19 protein-coding genes are annotated in these 22,004 nt (G+C 66.8%); all 19 read left to right on the top strand.

Annotated elements, in window-relative coordinates; translation table 11 throughout:
- Positions 1-3 precede the first annotated feature (3 nt).
- Positions 4-1,113 (top strand): aminopeptidase P family protein, encoded by a 1,110-nt coding sequence (locus tag O9271_RS13895; RefSeq protein WP_298270800.1) that lies wholly within the window; start codon positions 4-6, stop codon positions 1,111-1,113.
- 51 nt (positions 1,114-1,164) lie between these two features.
- The gene (accB, locus tag O9271_RS13890) at positions 1,165-1,668 is read left to right on the top strand and encodes an acetyl-CoA carboxylase biotin carboxyl carrier protein (RefSeq protein ID WP_298270797.1); all 504 of its coding nucleotides are present in this window, start codon (positions 1,165-1,167) and stop codon (positions 1,666-1,668) included.
- Positions 1,669-1,679: 11 nt separating this feature from the next.
- Positions 1,680-2,858 carry a PilT/PilU family type 4a pilus ATPase gene (locus tag O9271_RS13885; RefSeq protein ID WP_298270794.1) on the top strand — a complete coding sequence of 393 codons (1,179 nt, stop codon included), beginning with the start codon at positions 1,680-1,682 and terminating at the stop codon, positions 2,856-2,858.
- 71 nt (positions 2,859-2,929) lie between these two features.
- Complete coding sequence (gene accC, locus O9271_RS13880) at positions 2,930-4,288, top strand: acetyl-CoA carboxylase biotin carboxylase subunit (protein WP_298270791.1); 1,359 nt, start codon at positions 2,930-2,932, stop codon at positions 4,286-4,288.
- Positions 4,289-4,334: 46 nt separating this feature from the next.
- Positions 4,335-4,574: a hypothetical protein gene (locus tag O9271_RS13875; protein ID WP_298270788.1), complete on the top strand. Its 240-nt coding sequence runs from the start codon at positions 4,335-4,337 to the stop codon at positions 4,572-4,574.
- Positions 4,575-4,606: 32 nt separating this feature from the next.
- The gene (locus tag O9271_RS13870; RefSeq protein WP_298270785.1) at positions 4,607-6,946 is read left to right on the top strand and encodes a DNA translocase FtsK; all 2,340 of its coding nucleotides are present in this window, start codon (positions 4,607-4,609) and stop codon (positions 6,944-6,946) included.
- 171 nt (positions 6,947-7,117) lie between these two features.
- The gene (locus O9271_RS13865) at positions 7,118-10,060 is read left to right on the top strand and encodes a TonB-dependent receptor (protein WP_298270783.1); all 2,943 of its coding nucleotides are present in this window, start codon (positions 7,118-7,120) and stop codon (positions 10,058-10,060) included.
- Between the two features lie 149 nt (positions 10,061-10,209).
- The gene (locus O9271_RS13860) at positions 10,210-10,983 is read left to right on the top strand and encodes a glycerophosphodiester phosphodiesterase family protein (RefSeq protein WP_298270780.1); all 774 of its coding nucleotides are present in this window, start codon (positions 10,210-10,212) and stop codon (positions 10,981-10,983) included.
- Positions 10,984-11,089: 106 nt separating this feature from the next.
- The gene (locus tag O9271_RS13855; protein ID WP_298270777.1) at positions 11,090-11,455 is read left to right on the top strand and encodes a YraN family protein; all 366 of its coding nucleotides are present in this window, start codon (positions 11,090-11,092) and stop codon (positions 11,453-11,455) included.
- Positions 11,456-11,589: 134 nt separating this feature from the next.
- Positions 11,590-12,633 carry a recombinase RecA gene (gene recA / locus O9271_RS13850; protein ID WP_291261803.1) on the top strand — a complete coding sequence of 348 codons (1,044 nt, stop codon included), beginning with the start codon at positions 11,590-11,592 and terminating at the stop codon, positions 12,631-12,633.
- A 120-nt stretch (positions 12,634-12,753) separates the two neighbouring features.
- Positions 12,754-13,422: a regulatory protein RecX gene (locus tag O9271_RS13845; RefSeq protein ID WP_298270774.1), complete on the top strand. Its 669-nt coding sequence runs from the start codon at positions 12,754-12,756 to the stop codon at positions 13,420-13,422.
- Between the two features lie 48 nt (positions 13,423-13,470).
- Positions 13,471-16,254, top strand: a complete 2,784-nt coding sequence (gene alaS, locus O9271_RS13840; protein ID WP_298270771.1) for an alanine--tRNA ligase — start codon at positions 13,471-13,473, stop codon at positions 16,252-16,254.
- Positions 16,251-16,628 (top strand): hypothetical protein, encoded by a 378-nt coding sequence (locus tag O9271_RS13835; protein ID WP_298270769.1) that lies wholly within the window; start codon positions 16,251-16,253, stop codon positions 16,626-16,628. Before alaS ends, O9271_RS13835 begins: the two co-directional genes overlap by 4 nt.
- A gap of 30 nt (positions 16,629-16,658) precedes the next feature.
- Positions 16,659-17,402 (top strand): CpsB/CapC family capsule biosynthesis tyrosine phosphatase, encoded by a 744-nt coding sequence (locus O9271_RS13830; protein WP_298270767.1) that lies wholly within the window; start codon positions 16,659-16,661, stop codon positions 17,400-17,402.
- A 20-nt stretch (positions 17,403-17,422) separates the two neighbouring features.
- Positions 17,423-18,010, top strand: coding sequence for an SIS domain-containing protein (locus tag O9271_RS13825; RefSeq protein WP_298270765.1), 588 nt, complete (start codon positions 17,423-17,425; stop codon positions 18,008-18,010).
- Entirely contained in the window at positions 18,007-18,762 is a 756-nt protein-coding gene (locus O9271_RS13820; RefSeq protein WP_298270762.1) for a glucose 1-dehydrogenase, read from the top strand. The genes O9271_RS13825 and O9271_RS13820 overlap by 4 nt, the downstream gene beginning before the upstream one ends.
- Complete coding sequence (locus O9271_RS13815; protein WP_298270760.1) at positions 18,759-20,069, top strand: hypothetical protein; 1,311 nt, start codon at positions 18,759-18,761, stop codon at positions 20,067-20,069. The genes O9271_RS13820 and O9271_RS13815 overlap by 4 nt, the downstream gene beginning before the upstream one ends.
- Positions 20,066-20,596, top strand: coding sequence for a hypothetical protein (locus O9271_RS13810; protein WP_298270757.1), 531 nt, complete (start codon positions 20,066-20,068; stop codon positions 20,594-20,596). Before O9271_RS13815 ends, O9271_RS13810 begins: the two co-directional genes overlap by 4 nt.
- On the top strand, positions 20,593-21,960 hold the full coding sequence (locus O9271_RS13805) for a replication-associated recombination protein A (protein WP_298270756.1): 1,368 nt from the start codon (positions 20,593-20,595) through the stop codon (positions 21,958-21,960). Before O9271_RS13810 ends, O9271_RS13805 begins: the two co-directional genes overlap by 4 nt.
- The last annotated feature ends 44 nt before the right edge of the window (positions 21,961-22,004 follow it).

Genomic DNA, 22,004 nt, shown 5'->3' with positions numbered 1-22,004 from the left:
GCGATGCGCGCTGATGCCGTTTCCCCCGTTGATCGTCGCCCGGCACGCGTGGCGGCCCTGCGCGATGCGCTCGCTCGCGCTGACCTCGACGCGCTGCTGGTGACGGCGCTGCCGAACATTCGCTATCTCACGGGGTTTGCGGGCAGCAGCGCGTTGCTGCTGGTTACCCCTCTGGAGTGCGTGCTCTTCACCGATTTCCGCTATGCGGCCCAGGTAGAGGAGGAAGTCGGTGGGTTCGCTTCCGTGCGCATCGAGTCCTCCAGCCTGTGGTCCGGGCTCTGGCCGGTGATCGCTGGCAGTGCGGGCGTCGAGCGCATCGGATTCGAATCGGCGAATCTCCTGCATCGGGACTTCGCCCGTCTTCTTGAACAGGGGGCCCGCTGGCACTGGCGCCCTACCACCGATGTGGTCGAAGCGCAGCGTGCCGTCAAGGATCGCGACGAGGTGGCAACCATTGTACGGGCCGTGGAGGTCGCGGAACGGGCGCTGGGGCGGACCCTCGAGCTGCTGCGCCCCGGCCTGCGCGAGACGGCCGTGGCCGGTCTCCTTGAACACCATCTCCGGGACCTTGGCAGCGAGGCGTTTCCCTTTCCATCGATCGTGGCCTCCGGCCCGCGCTCGGCACTTCCGCACGCGCGCGCCGGCGATCGGGTGCTCGAGACGGGCGATCTCGTACTCCTCGATTTTGGTGCCGTGCGCGACGGGTACTGCTCGGATATCACCCGCACGGTGGTGCTTGGCCCGGCCACCAGCGCACAGCGTGAGTTGTACGCGGTGGTGCAGGAGGCCAATGCGCGCGCTTCGGGTGCGATTCGGGCCGGAATGTCCGGGATGGCTGCAGATGCGATCGCGAGAGACTACATTGACGCCTGCGGATATGGCGAGGAATTCGGGCACTCGCTGGGCCATGGCATTGGCCTCGACGTGCATGAAGCCCCGCGCCTGTCCAGGACCGCAGACGCACCGTTGGCCGCCGGCATGGTGGTGACCATCGAACCGGGCATCTATGTGCCGGGGTGGGGTGGGGTGCGTATCGAAGACGACGTTGTGTTGACGGACGATGGCCGGGAGGTTCTCACGAGCTTTCCGCGCCATCTCATCGAAATCGCCTGATCTCTGCACGGCGGCCCCGGGTCGCTGTGCATTCTCCAGCCTTTCCCGCCCATGATCGACCTGCGCTACGTGAAGAAGCTGATCGAGATGCTCGACGGCTCCACGGTGGATTCCATCGAGATCTCCTCGGACAAGGGGATGAAGCTCCGCATCTCGAAGAGTCCGCACCAGCGTGCCGCGGTGGCCATGGCGCCGGCGCTCCCGGCCCCGGTCGCCGTCGCGGCCCCCGCCGTGTTGCCTGCCGTGGCGGCCGCGCGTCTTGCCGAGGAGGGGGGAACAGCGGTGCCGAAGGCCGAGGCGCCGAAGTCCGCGGCCCTCGAGATCAAGTCGCCCATGGTGGGGACGTTCTACGCGGCTCCTGAGCCGGGTGCAAAGCCGTACGTATCGGTCGGCGATCGCATCAGCAAGGGGCAGATCGTCTGCATTATTGAAGCGATGAAGATCATGAACGAGCTTGAGTCCGAATTCGACGGCGTCGTGCGCGAGATCGGTATCGCCGACACCCACGCCGTGGAGTACGGGCAGGTGCTCTTCCGCATCGATCCGACCGGCTGAGACACGATGACATGACGATGGTCTCCGGCGCGGCGCCCGCCGCCGTCACCAGTGCGGCCCCGGCAACCGGGCTCGACCTGAAGGCCGCGTTGCAGCGCATGGTTCGGGAAGGCGCGTCCGACTTGCATCTCAAGGTCGGACGGCCGCCCACACTGCGGTTGCACGGAGACCTCGTTGCACTCGAAATGCCGCCCATGCGGCCCGAAGAGTTGCGGGCCTTGGCCGAGCATCTCCTGCCGCCGGCCCAACTGCGCGAGTTCGTGGAGGCACGCGAAAGCGATTTCGCCATCAATGTGCCGGGGATCGGGCGCTTTCGTGTGAACGTCTATCAGCAGAAGGGCACCGTGGCGTTCGCCATGCGTGCCATCGCGCACGCCGCGTCGAGCATGCGCGACCTCAACCTGCCGCCGGTGCTCGAGCACATCGCAATGCGCCCGCGTGGCCTGGTGCTCGTGACCGGCGTGACCGGGTCGGGCAAGAGCACAGCGCTCGCCGCCATGATCCAGTACATCAACGAGCGCCGCGGCGCCAACGTCATCACGATCGAAGACCCGATCGAGTTCGTGCACCGCGATGTGCGCTGCCACATCAACCAGCGCGAAGTCGGCACCGATACCGCTTCCTTCTCCCAGGCGCTCCGACGGGTGTTGCGGCAGGACCCCGACGTGATCATGATCGGCGAAATCCGCGATCTGGAGACGCTCGAGGTGGCGCTCAAGGCGGCTGGCACGGGGCATCTGGTGTTCTCCACGCTGCACACCACCGACGCGACGCTGACGATCAATCGCGTCCTCTCGTTCTATCCGCCGCACCAGCAGAATGAGGTGCGATTCGCGCTGGCGAACGCCCTGTCGGCGGTCGTGTCGCTCCGCCTCGTGCCGCGCGCCGACCAGCCGGGGCGCGTTCCTGCCTGCGAAATCCTCGTGAATACCGAGGCGGTCCGTGATCAGATCCGCGACCTGTCGGCATCGCTCAATATTCCGGACCTGATCAAGGCAGGCAGCGTCGCGTACGGCATGCAGAGCTTCGACCAGTCGCTCATGAATTGGTACTCACGCGGGATCATTTCGTACGAGAACGCCCTGTTCAATGCCACCAACCCCGCCGAGTTCGCGTTGCGGGTGCGGGGGGTCGACGGCGCCAGCGATACCTCCTTCTCGGGCTTTAAGCCGGGGAGCAACGCCGCCTGAGCGGCCTGGAATTACCCCCGGAGGCGCTGTAAAGGGCTGGCGGTCGGGACGTGACCTCGCCACCATAGGGGATGTTCAAAAAGGTCCTGATCGCCAATCGCGGGGAAATCGCACTCCGCGTCATCCGTGCGTGCCGTGAACTCGACATCCAGACAGTCGCCGTATACTCGGAGGCTGACCGCGAATCGCTGCACGTGCGCTTTGCCGATGACGACGTCTGCATCGGTCCACCTCCCGGTCGTGATTCGTATCTGAAGATTCCGCGCCTCATTGCCGCCGCGGAAATCACGGGGGCGGACGCCATTCACCCGGGGTACGGTTTCCTCGCCGAGAACGCCGAATTCGCGGAAACCTGCCGGGCCTCCGGTATCACGTTCATCGGCCCCACGCCGGACCAGATCCGCGTCATGGGCGACAAGGCCTCGGCGCGGCGTGCCATGCAGGAGGTGGGGGTACCGATCGTTCCTGGCACGCCAGGACCGGTCGAGGATCCTGAGGAAGCCCTGGAGTTCGCGCGGCAGATCGGCTTTCCCGTCATCATCAAGGCTGCCGCCGGCGGTGGGGGCAAGGGCATGCGCGTCGCTCGCGATCCCGACGACTTCCTCCGCTCGTTTCAGCTGGCCCGCTCCGAGGCGCTCTCGGCGTTCGGTAACGGCGATGTGTACGTCGAGAAGTTCCTGGAGCGTCCGCGCCACGTCGAGTTTCAGGTGCTGGGCGATACGCACGGCAATGTCATTCACCTGGGAGAGCGCGACTGCTCGGTGCAGCGCCGGCATCAGAAGCTCATCGAGGAAGCGCCCTGCCCGGTGATGACGCCGGAGTTGCGCGAGCGCATGGGCGAGGCCGCGACCCGCGGAGCAAAGGCGATCAACTACGTGGGAGCCGGCACCATCGAGATGCTGCTCGACGAGGATGGCTCGTTCTACTTCATGGAGATGAACACGCGCATCCAGGTGGAGCATCCGGTAACGGAGCAGCTCACCGGCGTCGATCTCGTGAAGGAACAGATCCGTGTGGCCGCCGGGCTCCCCTTGTCCGTAAAGGAGCTGCCCCCCTTCCGCGGCCATGTGATCGAGTGCCGCGTGAACGCCGAAGATCCCTCGCGCAACTTCCAGCCGTCGCCAGGGAAGCTGGAGGTGTTTCATCAGCCTGGTGGCCCGGGAGTACGAATCGATACGCACGCGTATGCCGGCTACACCGTGCCGCCGTTCTACGACTCGATGATCGCCAAGCTCATCGTGCAGGGGGCGACGCGCGAGGAGGCGCTCAAGCGCATGCAGATCGCTCTCGAAAGCTTCGTGATCGAAGGCGTCAAGACCACCATGCCATTCCTCGCCCGCGTGATGCAGCACCCCGATTTCCAAGCGGGGAGGGTGCACACCAAGTGGTTGGAGTTCGAGGGGGCCGGCTTGCTCAAGGAGCCGGGCTGAGTGCGCCTTGCCGTGCTGCTCGGCGAGGCGCCGGTCGCCTCCGCCGATGTGGCTGATCGAGTGGTCGTGGTCATCGCTGTCCTGCGCGCGGGTGGCAGAACTCGTCGGGCGCCCGTTCGTGGGTGGCATCGCCAGTGTGGCTCATGAGGCGGCGCCCGCGCGCTCGCTCATCAGCGCCGGTTTCGAGGCGGATGTGCAGGCCTGCCTCACCCTCGACCACTTCGAGCGCGCCGTGCGTTATCGTGACCGGCAACTGCAACTCGACGCGATGATCGCGCCGCGCTGACGCGCGGGCATCGGCGCACCACCGGAGAATTGATGGAACGACACCCTTTGCGGCGGGAACTTGGGGCGATCGGCCTCAGTCTGCTGGCGGTGTTCCTGGTGGGCGCCCTCGTCTTCCAGCGCAGCACCACCGCCCTGTGCTGGGACGCCACCGGCCCCTTCGGCCCTGCCGGAACGGTTGCCCGCTGCACGCTGGTCGCGGCCGTGGGCGTGCCCGGGATGGTGATCATCGCGCTCGGCTCTCTCGTGGTGGCCCTGGCCATGTTCGGGCGCATCAGGCGTGCCGATGATGCGAGTGACTGGACGGTCCTGTTCGCCGGAACGGTTACCCTGGTACCGGTTGCCATTGGTCTGGCGCAGGGCGGTGATCCGCTGAGCAACGAGGCCGCGGGCCTCTGGGGAACCTTTGCTGCGCACTACCTCCGCAAGGGGTTGGGGGCTGCCGGTGCGTGGATCGCTTTCCTGCTCGCCACCAGTGCCCTGACGGTGGCCACCTTGCGATGGAATCCCATCCGCCTGTTGATTGGCCCGGTTGTGCCCCGTGAAGCGAGTGCGTCGCCCCCGGCGGCGGGGTACGCGCCAACGCTCGCCGAGCGGCTGGCGCCTGACCCGGAGGAGATGCCCGCTATCGACCCGGCGCTGGCGCGCGATGTGCTCTCGGCCCCCCCGTCCCGGACAAAGAAGGGGGCGGTGGCCGCCGAGGAGTCGTTCGCCCCGCCGACACCTGAGGGGAAGGAACGGCGGGGCCGGAAGGGGAAGGAAACGCGGGATGAGGTTGTCGAGGCGGCACTGGAGCAGGGGGCAGAGCCCGCGCTGTTCAGTGAGGATCTTCCGGGAACCGATCTGCTGTCACCACCGCCGCCACGCAATGCCGATCTCGGCCGACGTGAACTGGATCTGGCGGGCGAGAAGCTCATGAACACGCTGCGCACCTTCAAGGTGGACGGCGAACTGGTGGGGCGCACGACAGGGCCCACGGTCACGCAGTTCGAAATCGAGCCGGCCGCGGGCATCAAGGTCCGGCAGATCGCCGCCCTTGCCGACGATCTGGCGCTGGCGATGCGTGCGCCCAGCATTCGCATCGTGGCACCAATCCCGGGGCGCGGTGCTGTCGGGGTGGAGGTGCCCAACCCGTCGCCGGAAATGGTGGTGTTGCGCGAAGTGCTGGAAGCCCCGGAGTTCCGATCGGCGCGTGCGGCACTGCCCATCGCCCTGGGCAAGGATCTCGAGGGCCGCCCCGTGCTTGCCGACCTGGCCAAGATGCCCCACCTGCTCATTGCCGGCGCCACCGGTTCAGGTAAGTCGGTGTGCGTGAACACGATCATCACGAGCCTCGTCTATCGGCATACACCGCGCACGCTGCGCTTCCTGATGGTCGATCCCAAGATGGTCGAACTCAGCGTGTACAACGCACTGCCGCATCTCCGGCACAGGGTCATTACGGACAATCGGGATGCCGCGGCCGTGCTCAAGTGGGCGGTCATGGAGATGCAGGATCGCTATCGCCTGCTGGAGGCGAATGCGTGCCGCAATCTCCAGGAGTTCAACAAGCGGGTGACATCGCACGCGACCGGTGAAGGTGCGCCCGTGCTGAAGCCGCGCAATCCGGAGGTCGCATTTGAGGACCGCACCTATGGCGGTGGCATCCTGCCGTACATCGTGGTGGTCATCGACGAAATGGCGGATCTCATGATGACCGTGCAGGGGGAGGTCGAGACGCCGATTGCCATGCTGGCGCAGAAGGCGCGCGCCATCGGCATCCATCTCATCCTGGCCACCCAGCGCCCGAGCGTGAACGTCATCACGGGGCTGATCAAGGCGAATTTCCCCTGCCGGATTGCCTTCCGGGTGGCCTCGCAGGTGGATAGTCGCACCATCATCGATGGGGCGGGCGCTGAGTCGTTGCTTGGAAACGGCGATATGCTGTTCATTCCGCCGGGCAAGTCCGAGGCCTCACGCCTGCAGGGGGCCTACCTGTCGAGCGAGGACACGGAGAAGCTGCTGCGGTGGTACGATGACGCGCGGCTGCGAATGGAGGCCGATGCGGCGGGGGGCGTGCCAGCGGAGCCCGACATCCTCGAAGCCGTGCGGGCACAGGAGGCCAAGGCGGCGGGCGAGGGGGAGGACGATGATGGTGGGGGCTCGAACGAGCGTGACGCGCGATTCCGAGAGGCGGCAGAAGTGGTGATTCAGCATCGGCAGGGGTCCACGTCGCTGTTGCAGCGCCGGCTCAAGATCGGGTATGGCCGGGCGGCGCGCATCATCGACCAGCTGGAAGCGGCTGGCGTGCTCGCGCCCTCGGAAGGTGCGGCGCGCCCGCGGGACGTCTTGGTCGGGCCCCAGGACCTCGACCGGATCTGCGGCGTGGAATAGCTGAGGCCGTTAAATCGCCCGCGCGGGTATTGACTCATCCCGCCGCAACACTCGACATTGTGACTGACCGTCGGTCCCATGGCGCGTTTGACCTTCGGACTCCCTCCCTTGCGCGTGACCGTTTGCGCGCGCGCCGACCCTCGTTGTCTTTCCTCCCTCTCGAGGTGTGAGATGTACCAGTTGCTCCGACGCAGGCTGGCGGCGGTGGTGTTTGCCGTTGCCGCGGCGACCGTCGTGACCTCCCCCCTGGCAGCCCAAGGCGGTTCCATTTCCGGAAAAATCACCGACGCTTCCACCGGGCGGCCCATCGAGAACGTCGGCATCAGTGCCGAACTGGCCGCCGGCCAGCGCTATGGAGCCGTTTCCGGCGCCGATGGCAGCTATCGGATCAATAACCTGCCCAACGGTACCTACACGGTGTCGGCGCGCCTCATCGGGTACGAGCGCAAGTCCGTCACCAACGTTCGCCCCGGCCAGACCGTGGATTTCGCGTTGGCGCAGGCCACGACGACACTGTCGCAGACGGTGGTGACCGCCAGCCGTTCGCGTCCCGAGAAGGCCCTCGATGCGCCGGCGCAGATTTCGGTGATCTCGAGCGAGCGCATCGAGGAACGGCCGGCGGTTACGGTCGCCGATCACCTCATGGCGCAGCCCGGTGTGAACATCAACAAGGGTGGTATTGCGCAGGCCAACATCGTGTCGCGCGGTTTCAACAACGCCTTCAGCGGTTCGATGCTGATGCTGCAGGACTACCGCTTCGCCGGCGTCCCGTCGCTGCGCGTGAACGTGCCGTTCCTCTTCACGGGGACGAACGAGGACATCGACCGCATGGAGGTGCTGCTCGGCCCCGCGTCGGCGCTGTACGGCCCGAACAGCGGCAACGGTGTGCTTCACGTGATCACCAAGTCGCCCTTTGCCTCGCAGGGGACCACGGTGAGCCTCGACGGCGGCGAGCGCTCGGTGCTCCGGGCCGGCCTGCGTCATGCCAGCAAGCTGAATGACAAGATGGCGTTCAAGCTGTCCGGCGAGTACATGCGCGGCAACGATTGGGAATACAACGACCGGTCCGAACCCACCGTGTTTCCCGCGACCGGGGTTCCTGCCAGTCGGGCCGGCCGGCCGAACGCCCGCGACTTCAGCCTCGAGAGGACCAGTGGTGAAGCACGCTTGGACGTGCGGCCAGCAGATGGCGTCGAGGCCATTACCACGGTGGGCTACACCAGGGTCGGCAACGCCATCGAAATGACCGGCGCCAACGGGTCCTCCCAGATCCGCAACTGGACGATGCTCACCGCCCAGCAGCGATTCAGCTGGAACCGGCTTTTCGTGCAGGCGTTCCTGAACTCCAACAACGCGGGCAACGAGTCCGCGACCGACGATCGCGGCACCTTCCTGCTCCGTTCGGGACAGCCCATCGTTGACCAGTCACGTGTGATGGCGGCCCAGCTCCAGCATGGATTCGACGTCGGCAAGAAGCAGACGTTCACCTACGGCCTCGACTACATTTTCACCAATCCGCGCACGGGGAACACGATCAACGGGCGCAACGAAGATGTGGACAACGTCACGGAGTACGGGGCCTATATCCAGTCGTCCACCAAGCCGATCAAGCAACTCGAACTGGTGCTGGCCGCGCGCGGGGACGGCAACAACGTTATCGAGGGGCAGTTCTTCTCGCCGCGGGCAGCGCTCATCATCAAGCCCACCGAGTCGCAGAACATCCGCTTCACGTACAACCGGGCGTTCCAGACCCCGGCAAACTTCGCTTTCTTCCTCGATCTCGTGCAGGCCCGGAACATCGGTGGCTCTGGCTACGACGTGATCGCTCGCGGGAACCCGCCCAAGGAAGGGTGGCAGTACAACCGCAGCTGCGGCTCGGCGAGCGCCTACAGCGGTTTCTGCATGCGGTCGGCTTTCGCCAGTCAGGGGAACTTTGTCGGGGCATCGGCTGCGGCGGCGTTCCCTGGGGCGGTGCAAGCGCTCAGCCCTCGCCTCGTCCCCGGGATCGCCCAGGCGCTGTCGGCCAATTTCCCTGCGGCCGTTGCGCAGCAGCTGGCCGCTGGGGCCGTGCAGTTTCTCGGCACCCGGACGCCCACCAACGCCGACCTCGCGACCCGTGTCTCGTACCTGACCAGTGCCACCGTCCCGGTCGATCCCGCCAGGCTGACGGACATTGCCCCTCTGGCCGCTGCCTTCAACAACACGTTCGAGGTGGGCTACAAGGCGATCATCAAGGACCGGGTCCGCCTCGACGCCTCGTTCTGGTCCCAGGAGCGCGGCGACATCGGCACCCCCGCTGCCTTGTCGACTCCGAATGTCTTCTTCGGCAACCCGCAACAGCTGGGCGGCTACCTCGGCCAGCAGTTGGGCGCCTACTTTGCCCAGGCGCTTGCCGGCGTCGTCCCGGCGGCGCAGATCCCCGCGACGGCGGCGGCACTGGCGTCGGGTGTGGCCTCGGCGCTCACACCGAGCGTGGCGGCGGTCCCGCTGGGTGTCGTCACCTTTGCAAACGGCAACAGCGCCCCGAATGCCGTGTATGCGACCTATCTGCCCGCCGCCAGCGGCGGGTCCAGCATCTGGGTAAACGGGTTGGATCTGGCGGCTGAAGTCGTGGCCTCCGATCTCCTGACCTTCGACTTCATGTACAGCTGGCAGAGCCGGACTATCTTCGACGGCATCAACGGGGGGAACAACCTGCCGCTGATGTCCAATTCGCCGGGTTCGCGCGGCTCGATCGGGGCCCGCTACAGTAACACGTCGAACGGCATCGGGCTCGAACTCCGGACCCGCTACAACGAGTCCTACCAGGTCAACTCGGGCGTGTACGCGACCGGCTTTGCCTTCCCAATTGCCGCCGGTCAGGTCGGAGCGACCCCGTCGGCCTCCGGTGGAGCGGGTCGGTGCTCGCCTGCTCCGGCCGGGACCTTTTGCTACGAAAGCGTACCAGAGGCGTTCCAGGTCGATGCCCAGCTCACCAAGCGGTTCACCCTCGGGGACCAGAAGCTGATGTGGTCGCTCAGCGGACAGAACGTGTTCAACAACCGCGTGCGCACGTTCCCGGGCGCGCCGGACATCGGTCGCATGCTCATGACGCGCATCCAGTACACCTTCTGATCCGGGCCCGTTGAGCCCGGGGAAGTCGGGGACAGGGTACGCGTCCCCTCACATCGCGTCGGTGTGAGTTGCAGCGGGGTGGTCCCATTGGGGCCGCCCCGTTTGCGCGTCCTCGTGTCACTGCGCCCTCCGGCACATTAGCTTTGAACATGCTGTTGCTCGACCTCAATGCCCGGCCGGTGATCGGTCATCGTGGCAACCGGGCGCACGTACCGGAAAACACGTTGGAGAGTCTGCTCTCGGCCGTGGCGGTCGGCGCGGATGCGCTGGAGTTCGACGTGCAAGTGACGCGCGACGGCGAACTGGTGCTCCTGCACGATCTCACCCTCGATCGCACGACGGATGGGGCGGGGGCGGTGGCCGGCTACACGGCGGCCGAGCTGCGCGGCGTGGATGCCGGCGCCCGCTTCACCTCCGACGGTCGTCACTTCCCGTGGCGAGGGCGGGGGCTTCGCATTCCCCGCTTCGACGAGGTCATCGAGGCGCTGCCGCGCGACCTGCCCCTGATCATCGAGATCAAGACGCCAGCGGCGACGGCGGCGCTCGCCTTGGCGATCGAACGACACGGACTGGCCGGGCGCGTGATCGTGGCGGGATTCGACCCCGAGAGTACGAGGCCGCTGCGTGGTGCGCCGTTGGCGTTGGGGGCCAGCACGCCAGATGTGGCCGCACTGCTGATACCGGCGCTCCTCCGTCGGCCCATCGCCCACCCCTGGTTCCACGCGCTGTGCATTCCGCCGTGGCACCGCGGGATCCCGGTGCCGGTGGCCACGCTGGCCCGGACGACACGACCCCATGGCGTGGCGACGCATGTCTGGACCGTCAATGACCCGGCTCAGGCGCGTCGCCTCTGGGCGAGCGGCGTGCAGGGCATCATCAGCGACGATCCGGCGCGCATCTTGGCGGTCCGCGGCGAACGCTGAACGGGCACCGTATACCCGTGCGCCGCGGACGGTGCGGTGCGTCGCGGGGGTAGGGGCGCCGCAGGAATGGTGCGGCAATTGTCAGAGGGGCCATGTACCGTGAGGCATGACGAAAGCGCGGCAGGATCTCGGGCTGCTGGGTGAACGCATCGCGGCGCGATGGCTCATTCGGTCGGGGTGGGAGCTGGTGGCCCATCGGTTCCGCTGCGGCCACCGGGACATCGATCTCATCATGCGCCATGGGCATGTGGTGGCGTTCGTCGAGGTCAAGGCTCGGCGTGGTCCGGCGTTCGGGTCACCGCTCGAGGCGGTGCACCACCGCAAGCGGAATCAACTGATACGTTCGGCCATGATCTGGGCGGACCGGTTCGGGACATCTTCGCTCGAATACCGCTTCGACGTGGTCGGCGTGCTGGTTCTCGGTCGTTCTGTCCGGGTCTGTCACGTGCCAAACGCCTTCCAACTGTCCTGAATCCGGTCGAATTCAGGAGTTGTCCACATCGCGCTTTCTTCGTAGTTTATTCGGGTCTTGGTCCTGTTCGCGTTCTCCCTAGATTCTCGCGAGCCAGGGCATGGCAGCTTCCACCCCTTACCACGGCGGTTCACATGGCGGGTTCGGTAATCACAGACGACAAGCGCAAGGCCCTGGCGCTTGCGGTTGCGCAGATCGAGAAGAGCTGCGGCAAGGGCTCCATCATGCGGCTGGGGACCGACGCCAAGGTGCGCGTCGAGTCCATCCCGACCGGAGCCATCAATCTCGATGCGGCCATCGGCGTGGGCGGTATCCCGCGGGGGCGCATCACCGAGATCTACGGCCCCGAGTCCAGCGGCAAGACGACGCTCTGTCTGCATGTTGTGGCCAATGCGCAGCGCAACGGTGGCGTTGCCGCCTACATCGATGCGGAGCACGCGCTCGACACCGAGTACGCGAAGAAGCTGGGCGTGGATGTCGAGAACATGCTCATCTCGCAGCCTGACACCGGTGAGCAGGCGCTCGAGATCTGCGAGATCCTCGTGCGCTCCGGTGCGGTCGACGTCATCGTGATCGACTCCGTGGCAGCGCTGGTGCCTAAGGCGGAAATCGAGGGCGACATGGGCGACTCGCACGTGGGCCTGCAGGCCCGGCTCATGAGCCAGGCGCTGCGGAAGCTTACGGGGGCGATTGCGCGTTCCAAGGTGTCGGTGGTGTTCATCAACCAGCTGCGCGAGAAGATCGGCGTGATGTTCGGCAACCCCGAGACCACGACTGGCGGCAAGGCGCTCAAGTTCTACGCGTCGCTGCGCCTCGACATTCGCCGAATTGGCCCGGTGAAGGAGAAGGAGGATGTCATCGGCTCACACGTGCGTGTGAAGGTGGTGAAAAACAAGGTGGCGCCGCCGTTCAAGCAGGCCGAGTTCGACATCATGTACGCCGAGGGGATCAGCCATACGTCGCTGCTGGTGGACATCGGTGTGGAAGCCGGAATCATTGACAAGTCCGGCGCGTGGTACAGCTACGGATCGCAGCGCATCGGACAGGGGCGTGAGAATGCCAAGTTGTTCCTCAAGGACAACCCGGTGCTCATGGCGGAAATCGAGGAAAAGGTGAAAGTGGTGCTCGGTGTGAACGCGCCGGCGCCGACCGGCGGAGCTGACGAGGGAGAAGACTGACCGCAGTTTCTTCGCGCGGCTGGATGCGCAGGAATGCGGGCCGAGGGGTCGCTCGCGGTGGGAAGTGGTGCCCGGATCACCACGGCTCATCGTGAGTAGCCCCTCGGCTCTTTTCTCCTTATGGAACAGTCTCCGTCGCCGTCACCTCATGTCACCGCGCTCCGGGAGTCGCCGCGGCGCCCTGGCCGCTTCTTGCTGACCCTCAGTGATGGGCAGCAGTTCCTCGTACCGGCCGGGGTACTTGCCGACACCGGCGCCGTGCGGATTGGGGCGCTGATGGCGGCCGAGCTCCTGGGGCGTCTGCAGCATGAGCACGCCGTAACCTCGTTGGCCGACTGGGCGCTGGACGCGCTCGCTCGCGGCCGACGCACCCGCCGCGAACTCGAGTTGCGCATGCGTCGACGGGAAGGCACAGCAATGCAGGTGCGGGAAGCGCTTGATCGGCTCGATGCGGCCGGCCTGCTCAACGACGAATCCGTTGCGCAGGCCGAGGCCGCGTCGCGACTTCGGCGGGGGGAGGCGCCGGCGCGCATTCAGCAGCGGCTGCGGCGAAAGGGCGTGGCGGCGCCGCTGGTGCACGAGGCCGTGGTCAGTGCCATGCACGACGACGCGTTCGATGAGGACGCGGCATGCCGCGCGGCGGCCGAGAAGCGGGCGCGGACGCTCGATACGACCGATCCCGTCGCGGCGCGCCGCAAGCTGCAGGGCTTCCTGCTGCGTCGGGGCTTTGCCGCCGGCATTGCCGCGCGCGTGGCGCGATCGGTGCTGGATTCACGACGCGCAGGGTAAGGACGGGGCGTTTCAGTCGCACCCCAAGTCGGCTATATTGCAGGACTTATGCTCGCTGCCGATATCCGCGCCCGATTCCTGGCCTATTTCGCGAAGAATGGCCATGCCGTCCGCCCGAGCTCCGCGCTCGTGCCTGCCGACGATCCGACCCTGCTGTTCACCAACGCCGGCATGGTGCAGTTCAAGAAGGTCTTTCTCGGCATGGAAGAGGCGCCCGACGGGAAACGTCGGGCCACCACGTCACAGAAGTGCGTCCGCGCCGGCGGCAAGCACAACGACCTCGAACAGGTCGGGCACACGGCGCGCCACCATACGTTCTTCGAGATGCTGGGCAATTTCTCGTTTGGCGACTACTTCAAGCGAGAGGCCATTCGGTTCGCGTGGGAGTTCGTCACCGAGGATCTCAAGATTCCGCGTGAGCACCTCCGGGTAACCGTCTTCCACGAGGACGACGAAGCGCGACAGCTGTGGAAGGAGGAAGCCGGCCTTCCGGACAACCGCATTTACGGTCTGGGCGCGAAGGACAACTTCTGGCAAATGGCCGACACCGGTCCCTGCGGCCCGTGTACCGAGATCTACGTCGATCTCGCGAAGATGGCCGCTGACTGGGCGTTCCCGGCCGATGCGTCCGGCGAATGGACCAACACCGACCTCGTGGAGTACTCCCTCGATGCCTTCGTCGAAGGTGCCGAGGCGGGGCGCTTCCTCGAGATCTGGAATCTCGTGTTCATGCAGTTCGACCGGCAGCCGGATGGTACGCTGGTACCACTGCCGCAGCCGTCTGTGGATACCGGCGCCGGGCTCGAGCGCATCGCCGCGGTGATGCAGGGCGTGACCAACAACTTTCACACCGATGGCTTCCGGCCGCTGATCACCAAGGTGGAGGAGATTGTCGGCATCAAGTACCCCTACCGCCCGGGAGTCGGGCTCGGCAAGGCCCACGATGCGTCGGGGAAGGAAATCGATCCGGCGTCGTTCCGCGTGTTGGCCGACCACGCGCGTGCGGTCGGGTTTCTGCTTGCAGATGGGGTGTTCCCCAGCAATGACGGTCGCGGCTACGTGCTCCGTCGCATTCTGCGACGTGCGGTGCGGCATGCCTGGTTGCTGGGTCGTCGCGAGCCGACGCTCGTGCATGTGGTCGAGACGCTGATCGAGTCGATGCGCGATACGTATCCGGAGTTGCATGTGCGCCGCAAGCATATCCTCGAAACCACGAGGGCGGAGGAGGAGCGGTTCCTCGCGACCATCGATGCCGGGATGACGCGCTTCGAAGAAATGGCGCCGGAGAGCTCCACGCAGGGTTCGTCCCGGATCCGCGGCACCATCTCCGGCGAAGACGCCTTCCGCCTGTACGACACCTTCGGCTTCCCGATCGACCTGACCGAACTGATGGCGCGAGAGCGCGGCTATCTGGTCGATATCTCCGGCTTCGAGCAGGCGTTGGCGGCGCAGCGAAAGCAGTCGCAGGAGGAGCGCAAGTCAAAGCAGTTGACCGTAAGCGCCGACGACTTTGCCGATCCGACGCAGTGGACGCACGATCAGCAGCATGCCGAAGCACTCGGGCGTTTCGTGGGATACGAGGTGATCGAGGTCGACTCGGTGGTCACGGCGGTGCGTCAGCTCGCCGACGGACGCATTGCCGTCATGCTGCGCGAGACGCCGTTTTACGCGGAATCCGGTGGTCAGGTCTCCGATCAGGGGGAGATCCGCGGCGAAGGGTGGTCGGTGTCGGTGACCGAAGTGCGCAAGATGGACGGGCGCATCGCGGCAATTGGCACTGCCACGGCCGATGTCACCTTCGGGCGCGCGCACGCGTCGGTCCCGCGCGAACGGCGCAAGGATACCGAGCGACACCACACGGCAACACACCTGCTGCACGCGGCGCTGCGCAAGGTGTTGGGTGAGCATGTGCACCAAGCGGGGTCGCTCGTTGCCCCCGATCGCCTGCGCTTCGACTTCACCCATCACGGTCCGGTAACCGCCGAGCAGTTGGCGGCCATCGAAGCCGATGTGAATGCTGGCGTATGGGCCTCGGCGCCCGTCACCATTCAGGAAGAATCGTACACCGACGCCGTTGCCCGGGGCGCGATGGCGCTCTTCGGGGAGAAGTACGGCGACGTCGTGCGCGTGGTGGAGATTCCCAAGCTCTCCGTTGAATTGTGCGGCGGCACCCATGTGCGCAACACGTCGGAAATCGGACTCGTCCGCATCGTCAGCGAAAGTGGCGTTGCGGCAGGTGTGCGCCGTATCGAGGCGGTTGCCGGTCCGCGGGCGTTTCACTTCATGGCCGACCGGGAGCGTGCGCTGCTGCAGGTGGCGGCGCGTCTCAAGGTACCCATGAGCGGGATGACGTCGGGGGGCGAACAGATCGAGAAGAAGCTCGATGGCCTGCTCGACGAGCGGAAGCAACTCGAGAAGCGTCTCGAGGACGCCGTGCGCGGGGGCGCGCAGGGGGGCGGGCTCGCGCAGCAACTCGCCGCCAAGGCCACCGACGTGGCGGGCACCCGGCTCGTGGCATCGCGCGTCGACGTCCCTGATGCGAAGTCGCTGCAGGCGCTTGGCGACGCCGTGCGCGAAGCGCTCGGCAGCGGTGTGGCGGTATTGGGAGCGGCGCTTGCCGACGGCAAGGGGGCGCTCCTGGCCGTCGCCACCGACGACGTGCGCGAGCGTGGGCTGCGGGCCGACGCGATCGTGCGAGAGGTGGCGGCCACCGTTGGCGGACGCGGCGGTGGGAAGCCGCACATGGCGCAGGCTGGCGTGGAGCTGGCACAGCTTGATACCGCGCTGGCCGCTGCCAACGAGATCGTGTCGCGCCTGGCGGACGCGAAATGACCGTGACCGTGACGGGATCGGCGTCGAACGCGACCGGCACGGCACAGGCGCTGACGGTCGGTGAGTGGATGGCACGTATGGACCCGGTACCGCCCCCGGCGCTGCACGGGCGGCTGTGTGAGCTGGTTGCACCTTGGGCCGCGCTCCCGGTGCAGGAGGTGCCCGAAGCCTGTCTCAATGCCGGGGAACGACTGCTCGATGCACTGCTCACGTCGGGGTCCACCTCTCGAGCCACCGCGCTCGATCTGCTGGCCGTCGATGCCCTGGTGACCTACGCCTTTCAGGCAGCCGCTGACGATCCGGCACGCTTGGAACAGCGGGCCGCACGGGCGATGGCGCGCATCGCGGCATTGCCGGCAGCGCTTCAGGAATAGTGGGCACGTGAACCGGAACGGGAGGCGGTCGTGATCGACATTCATTCCCATCTCCTCCCTGGTGTCGACGACGGATCACCGTCGTTCGAGGTCTCGGTGTCGGTGCTCCAGCGATTTGCGGAGCAGGGCGTCACCACGCTGGTGTGTACGCCGCACCTCAGTGCCAGCTATGCCGCCGAGGCGCCGATTCAGCAACACCGGGAGCTGCTCGCCGAATTGCAGCGGCGGGCGCCGGCGGGCCTCGTATTGAAGCCGGGGTGGGAGATCATGCTCGACACCCCCAACATCGACCTCACCGCGAGGGAACTGGCGCTGGGCGGCTCGCGTGCCGTGCTGGTGGAATTCACGCGAGGTGGCCTGCCGCGAGGCGCGACGGCTGAGTTGCGGCGTCTGGCACGCAGTGGGTTGACGCCGGTGCTCGCCCACCCTGAGCGGTACTTCGGCTGCACGCTCGACGCGGTCCGTGAGTGGCGGAAGATCGGGGTGGTCATTCAAACCGACGCGTCGATGCTGATGGGGCGGGGGGCGCCATCGGAATTGGCGCGCGAGATGCTGGCGGCCGGTGTCATCGATGTGCTGGCTTCGGACAACCACGGTGACGCGCGTTCGCTCGCCAGTGCCCGGGAATGGCTCGAGGCGCACGGGGCGGACGAGCAGGTGGCGTTATTGACCCACACGAATGCCGCATGCGTGCTCAACGACGAAGACCCTATTCCCGTCCCTCCGTTGCGCGCCGGACTCCTCGATCGCGTCAAGCGATTTTTCCGCCGTTGACCTCTTCGCCACGCCGCCTCATGACGTCGTCGGAACAGCACGAACCCGTCGGTCCTCTCCTTGCTGCCCTGCGTGAGCTCGCCGCAACGGCCGAGCGCTCCGCCATGCAGCTCGAAGGGGAGATTGCTCGTGCGCTGGGCATGGTGCAGGACACTGTGGCACGCGGGGGCACGCTCTTCTTTTGCGGCAATGGCGGCTCGGCTGCTGATGCCCAGCATCTGGCCACAGAGTACGTGGTGCGCTACATGCGCAACCGCCGAGCCTACCCGGCCATCGCGCTGACGACCGACAGTTCACTGCTCACTGCCGCGGGAAACGATTTCGGTTTCGATCAGGTGTTCGCACGGCAAGTGGAAGCGTTGGCGCGCTCCGGTGACCTGCTCATCATCCATTCCACGAGTGGTAATTCGCCCAATGTGCTGCTTGCGGCCGATGCGGCACGGCAGCGGGGCGTTGCAGTGCTGGCCTTGAGTGCGAAGGATGGCGGCGCGCTGCGTGCACGTGCCGATCTGTGCATTGTGGTGCCTACCGATCGGACCGATCGCGCGCAGGAGATTCACCTGTGCATTCAGCATGCGATCTGCGACGCCATCGAGGCCACGCTGTGATTGACCTCACGGGGAAGAAGGCACTGGTCACGGGCGGCGCGCGCGGGATCGGTGCCGCCTGTGCGCGGCTGCTTGCCAGCGCCGGGGCCGATGTGGCCATCGCCTACCGCTCGCGCGCCAGCGAGGCGGCACAGCTCGTTGATGAGTTGCAGGCGCTTGGCCGTAACGCCGTGGCCTTTCAGGGGGATCTCGCCACGCGCCAGGCCAACGACGCTTTTGTTGCCAATGCCGTCGAGCGCTTCGGGCACGTGGACATTTTCGTGGGCAACGCAGGCGTGTGGCCCGATGTCGCGGTTCCGGTGGAACAGTTGGACGATGCCCGATGGCACCACACCGTGACCACCAACCTCGACGGCATGTTCTTCGGTGCCCGCGCCGCAATTCGCCACATGGGCGCAGGGGGGCGCCTGATCTTCATCTCGAGCACGGCCGGACAGCGCGGGGAAGCGGGGCATGCCGACTACGCCGCCTCCAAGGGGGCGATGATTTCCTTCGTCAAGTCACTGGCTGTAGAGCTGGGGCCGCGCGACATCACGGTGAACAGCATCGCGCCGGGGTGGGTGGACACGGAGGCGGTGACGCGCCCATTCGCCGCCGAGGGGCGGGGGCGCATCGAAGCGAGCATCCCGCTCGGGCGCGTCGCCAGCCCGGCTGACATCGCGGGACCCGTGCTCTTTCTGGCCAGCCCGCTGGCGCGCCACATCACCGGTGAGATTCTCAATGTGAACGGCGGGAGCGTGCTCTGCGGGTGACCCCATCGCCTGCGGCTCCCTTGCGCCCGCCGGGGCAGGTCGTCGAGATCGCCCGCACACTGCAGACGGCGGGTTTCGAAGCCTGGTGCGTGGGTGGGGCCGTGCGTGACGCCCTCCTCGGCCTCGCGCACCTCGATTGGGATCTCGCCACCTCGGCGACCCCTCCGGAGGTGCGGCGGCTGTTCAAGCGGACCGTGCCGGTCGGCATCGAGTTCGGCACGATCGGCGTGCTCGATCGCGAGGGGCGCATGCATGAGGTGACGACGTTCCGGCACGATGTGAAGACGGATGGGCGCCACGCCGAAGTGCAGTTCGGTGCCTCCCTCGACGAGGATCTCGCGCGGCGCGACTTCACCATCAATGCCATCGCCTTCGATCCGATTGCGCGCCGTCTTCATGATCCGTTCGACGGACGCGCCGATCTGGCCCGGGGAGTGGTGCGCGCCGTCGGTGACGCCGAAGCGCGCATGCGGGAGGATCGACTCCGGGCCCTGCGCGCCATTCGATTCGCCGCACGCTTCGACTTCGCGATCGATCCACCCACGTGGAATGCAATCGTGGGGAGTGCGCCGCATCTGACGCGGCTGTCGCCGGAACGGGTCCGGCAGGAGCTCGACAAGACCATGGAGCAGGTCCGTCGTCCCTCCATGGCACTGCGCCGATGGCGTGAGTCCGGCGCCTTCGCGTCGCTGGTACCGTCGCTGGCTCATGTGCCCGATGACGTTCTGCGTGCGATCGACCTCTTGCCGATACCCGGTCCTGCTACGCGACCGTTGCGCAAGGCGCTGCGCTTCGCGGCGCTGTTCAGCCATGGCGGTGGTGATGAGGCGGCGCGTGCCCTGCGGGCGTTGCGCGCTTCCAATCACGATACCGCGATCATCAGTACCCTCGTCGAACGCTGGTCCCGGCACGGGGCGGTGGTGGGGGCGACGCTGGCATCGGGCACGTTGCCGTCCCCAGAGGCACTGCGGCGTCTGGCGTCGTCCGTGGGGCGTCTTCGGGTGGGTGCCTTCGTGCGATTGGCTGCGGCGCGCTGGGGCGCGGGGGTGGCCAGCGTGGATCCGAGGCTGGTCCGGCGATTGCACCGCACGCTCCACGACATTGCCTTCCGCGCACCCCTCGAAGTGGCCGATCTTGCCATCGATGGCGATGACCTGCGGCAGGCCGGAGTGTCGGCGGGGCCGGCACTTGGGCGGTTGCTGCAGCGGCTCCTCGACCTCGTGCTGGCGGATCCGGCAATCAACCACCGGGATGTGCTGTTGGCGCGGGCGCGGAGCATGCTGCACGAGGATGGAGCGCCGGCGTGACGGAGCCGTCAACGCTGGTACGGCATGAGCGGTCACGCTTTCGCGGAACGGACGAGTGGTTCGTGGTTGTGCGGCAGCCTGAACTCGTGGCGATTCGCGTCTTCGCCACGGCCGAGCGCATCGTCGAGTGCTGGCATGCACTCTCCCTGCACCTGGACCCCGCCGTAGACGTGCACATCCACGACCTCCGCTCCTCACGTCGCTGGTCTGGTGGCCTGCTGGCACTGCCCGATGTCCGGGAGGCGATGGGACGCCTGCGTCTGCCACTGGCTGCGTACGGCGGCGTGGAGCTGTCGCTATTCACCGATAGTGACCAGCTCACGCTGACTCCGGAGATGCTGCTCGTGATTTATGCGCGCACGGATCGCTGGACCTATCTGCTCGATGGCCTCGGACTACTCGAGCGCCCTGACATGGCCGTACCAGTGTGGCTGCCGACGCGCGACCTGCTGCGGCCGGACACACAGCTCGCTCATGCGCTCCACGCGGCGGCCGATCGGCTGCGGCTGACCGAGACCGAGTTGTGAGCCGGAGCGCGGGAAAGCCCGGGCCAGCTGGCGCGTCGCTGTTCGCCGCATCGGTGCGCATTGAGCCGCTCGCCGCCCGCATGCGCCCGGAGCGGCTCGAGGACGTCGTTGGTCAACAGCATCTGCTGGCCGTCGGGCGCCCGCTCGGCGACGCCATTCGCAACGGCACGGTAGGCAGCGTCATTCTCACCGGCCCGAGCGGCACGGGAAAGACAACTGTGGCCAGCCTCATTGGGCGGTACACGGCGCAGACGGTGATCGTGCTCAACGCCGTAACCGATGGCATTCCCCGCCTGCGGGAGATCGTGGTGGATGCGGAGCGTCGTCTGGAGAGCGAGGGGCGCCGAACGCTGGTGGTGGTGGACGAGATCCATCGTTGGGCGAAGTCGCAGCAGGACGCGCTGCTCCCGCACGTCGAGCGCGGCATCATTTCCCTGTGCGGGGCCACAACCGAAGTGCCGGCGTTCGCGGTGGTTGGCGCGCTGCTGTCCCGCTGTCGTGTGTACGCCCTGCGGCCGCTTGCCGCCAGCGACATCGAGATGCTCATCGGCCGGGCGCTCGCCGACACCGCCCGGGGGGTGGGAACGCGGCGACTGCAGATGTCGCCCACCGTCGTTGCCTGGCTCGCGGAGCAGAGCGACGGGGATGCCCGTCGGGCCCTCGGCGCGCTCGAAGCGGTTGCCACGACCCTTGTCGATGGCGAGGAAGTGACCGTCGACGCGCTCAGCGCCTCGTTGGGAGTGCGTGTCGTGGCGTACGATCGGGTCGACGTCGATCGCACCGCCATCATGTCGGCGTTCCACAAGTCCTGTCGCGGCTCTGATCCGCACGCCGCACTGTACTGGCTGGCGCGGGCACTCGTCGCCGGGGAAGACTCTCAGCTGTTTCTGCGGCGCCTGGCGGCGATCGCCACCGAAGATATCGGTCTTGCCGATCCGGCCGCGCTGGGGATCGTCATGCATGCGTGGGAGGCGTATCGCCGGCTTGGCCCGGCCGAGGGGGAACGCGCCGTGGCGCAGGCCACCGTGTATTGCGCCACGGCTCCCAAGTCGAACCGGCTGCATCTGGCGTGGGCGGCTGCGCGCGAGGCGGCGGAAGCGACCCCCGCGCTCCCCGTTCCCGCGCACCTGCTGAACTCGGAGATGCATCTGCGCGCGGATGAGGCACGCCGCATGCCGTATCAGTATCCCCACGACTTCCCCGACGCCTTCGTGCCCCAACCGTACCAGCCGGCTGAACTGCAGGGGCGTGTGTACTACGAGCCCGGGGCGTTCGGAGAAGAGAAGCGCATTGCCCAGCGCCTGGCGTGGTGGGCCGATCGAGGTGGTCCGCCCACTCGCGATGACACCGCCAGCAGCCGTTGACGCGATGACGGCAGCGATAACCGCTCGGCGATCGCTTCAGGCCG

It is taken from the genome of Gemmatimonas sp. (assembly GCF_027531815.1).
GTDB lineage: Bacteria > Gemmatimonadota > Gemmatimonadetes > Gemmatimonadales > Gemmatimonadaceae > Gemmatimonas.
The sequence above is the reverse complement of the archived record's forward strand: the minus strand, read 5'-3'. Positions and strand labels throughout refer to the sequence as shown.

Coding starts and splice junctions, on each gene's coding strand:
- O9271_RS13870 (WP_298270785.1), top strand. CDS start 4,607: ATGGAACGACACCCTTTGCGGCGGGAACTTGGGGCGATCGGCCTCAGT.
- O9271_RS13845 (WP_298270774.1), top strand. CDS start 12,754: ATGGAACAGTCTCCGTCGCCGTCACCTCATGTCACCGCGCTCCGGGAG.
- O9271_RS13860 (WP_298270780.1), top strand. CDS start 10,210: ATGCTGTTGCTCGACCTCAATGCCCGGCCGGTGATCGGTCATCGTGGC.
- alaS (WP_298270771.1), top strand. CDS start 13,471: ATGCTCGCTGCCGATATCCGCGCCCGATTCCTGGCCTATTTCGCGAAG.
- accB (WP_298270797.1), top strand. CDS start 1,165: ATGATCGACCTGCGCTACGTGAAGAAGCTGATCGAGATGCTCGACGGC.
- O9271_RS13865 (WP_298270783.1), top strand. CDS start 7,118: ATGTACCAGTTGCTCCGACGCAGGCTGGCGGCGGTGGTGTTTGCCGTT.
- O9271_RS13855 (WP_298270777.1), top strand. CDS start 11,090: ATGACGAAAGCGCGGCAGGATCTCGGGCTGCTGGGTGAACGCATCGCG.
- O9271_RS13835 (WP_298270769.1), top strand. CDS start 16,251: ATGACCGTGACCGTGACGGGATCGGCGTCGAACGCGACCGGCACGGCA.
- O9271_RS13895 (WP_298270800.1), top strand. CDS start 4: ATGCGCGCTGATGCCGTTTCCCCCGTTGATCGTCGCCCGGCACGCGTG.
- accC (WP_298270791.1), top strand. CDS start 2,930: ATGTTCAAAAAGGTCCTGATCGCCAATCGCGGGGAAATCGCACTCCGC.
- O9271_RS13885 (WP_298270794.1), top strand. CDS start 1,680: ATGACGATGGTCTCCGGCGCGGCGCCCGCCGCCGTCACCAGTGCGGCC.
- recA (WP_291261803.1), top strand. CDS start 11,590: ATGGCGGGTTCGGTAATCACAGACGACAAGCGCAAGGCCCTGGCGCTT.
- O9271_RS13825 (WP_298270765.1), top strand. CDS start 17,423: ATGACGTCGTCGGAACAGCACGAACCCGTCGGTCCTCTCCTTGCTGCC.
- O9271_RS13875 (WP_298270788.1), top strand. CDS start 4,335: ATGTGGCTGATCGAGTGGTCGTGGTCATCGCTGTCCTGCGCGCGGGTG.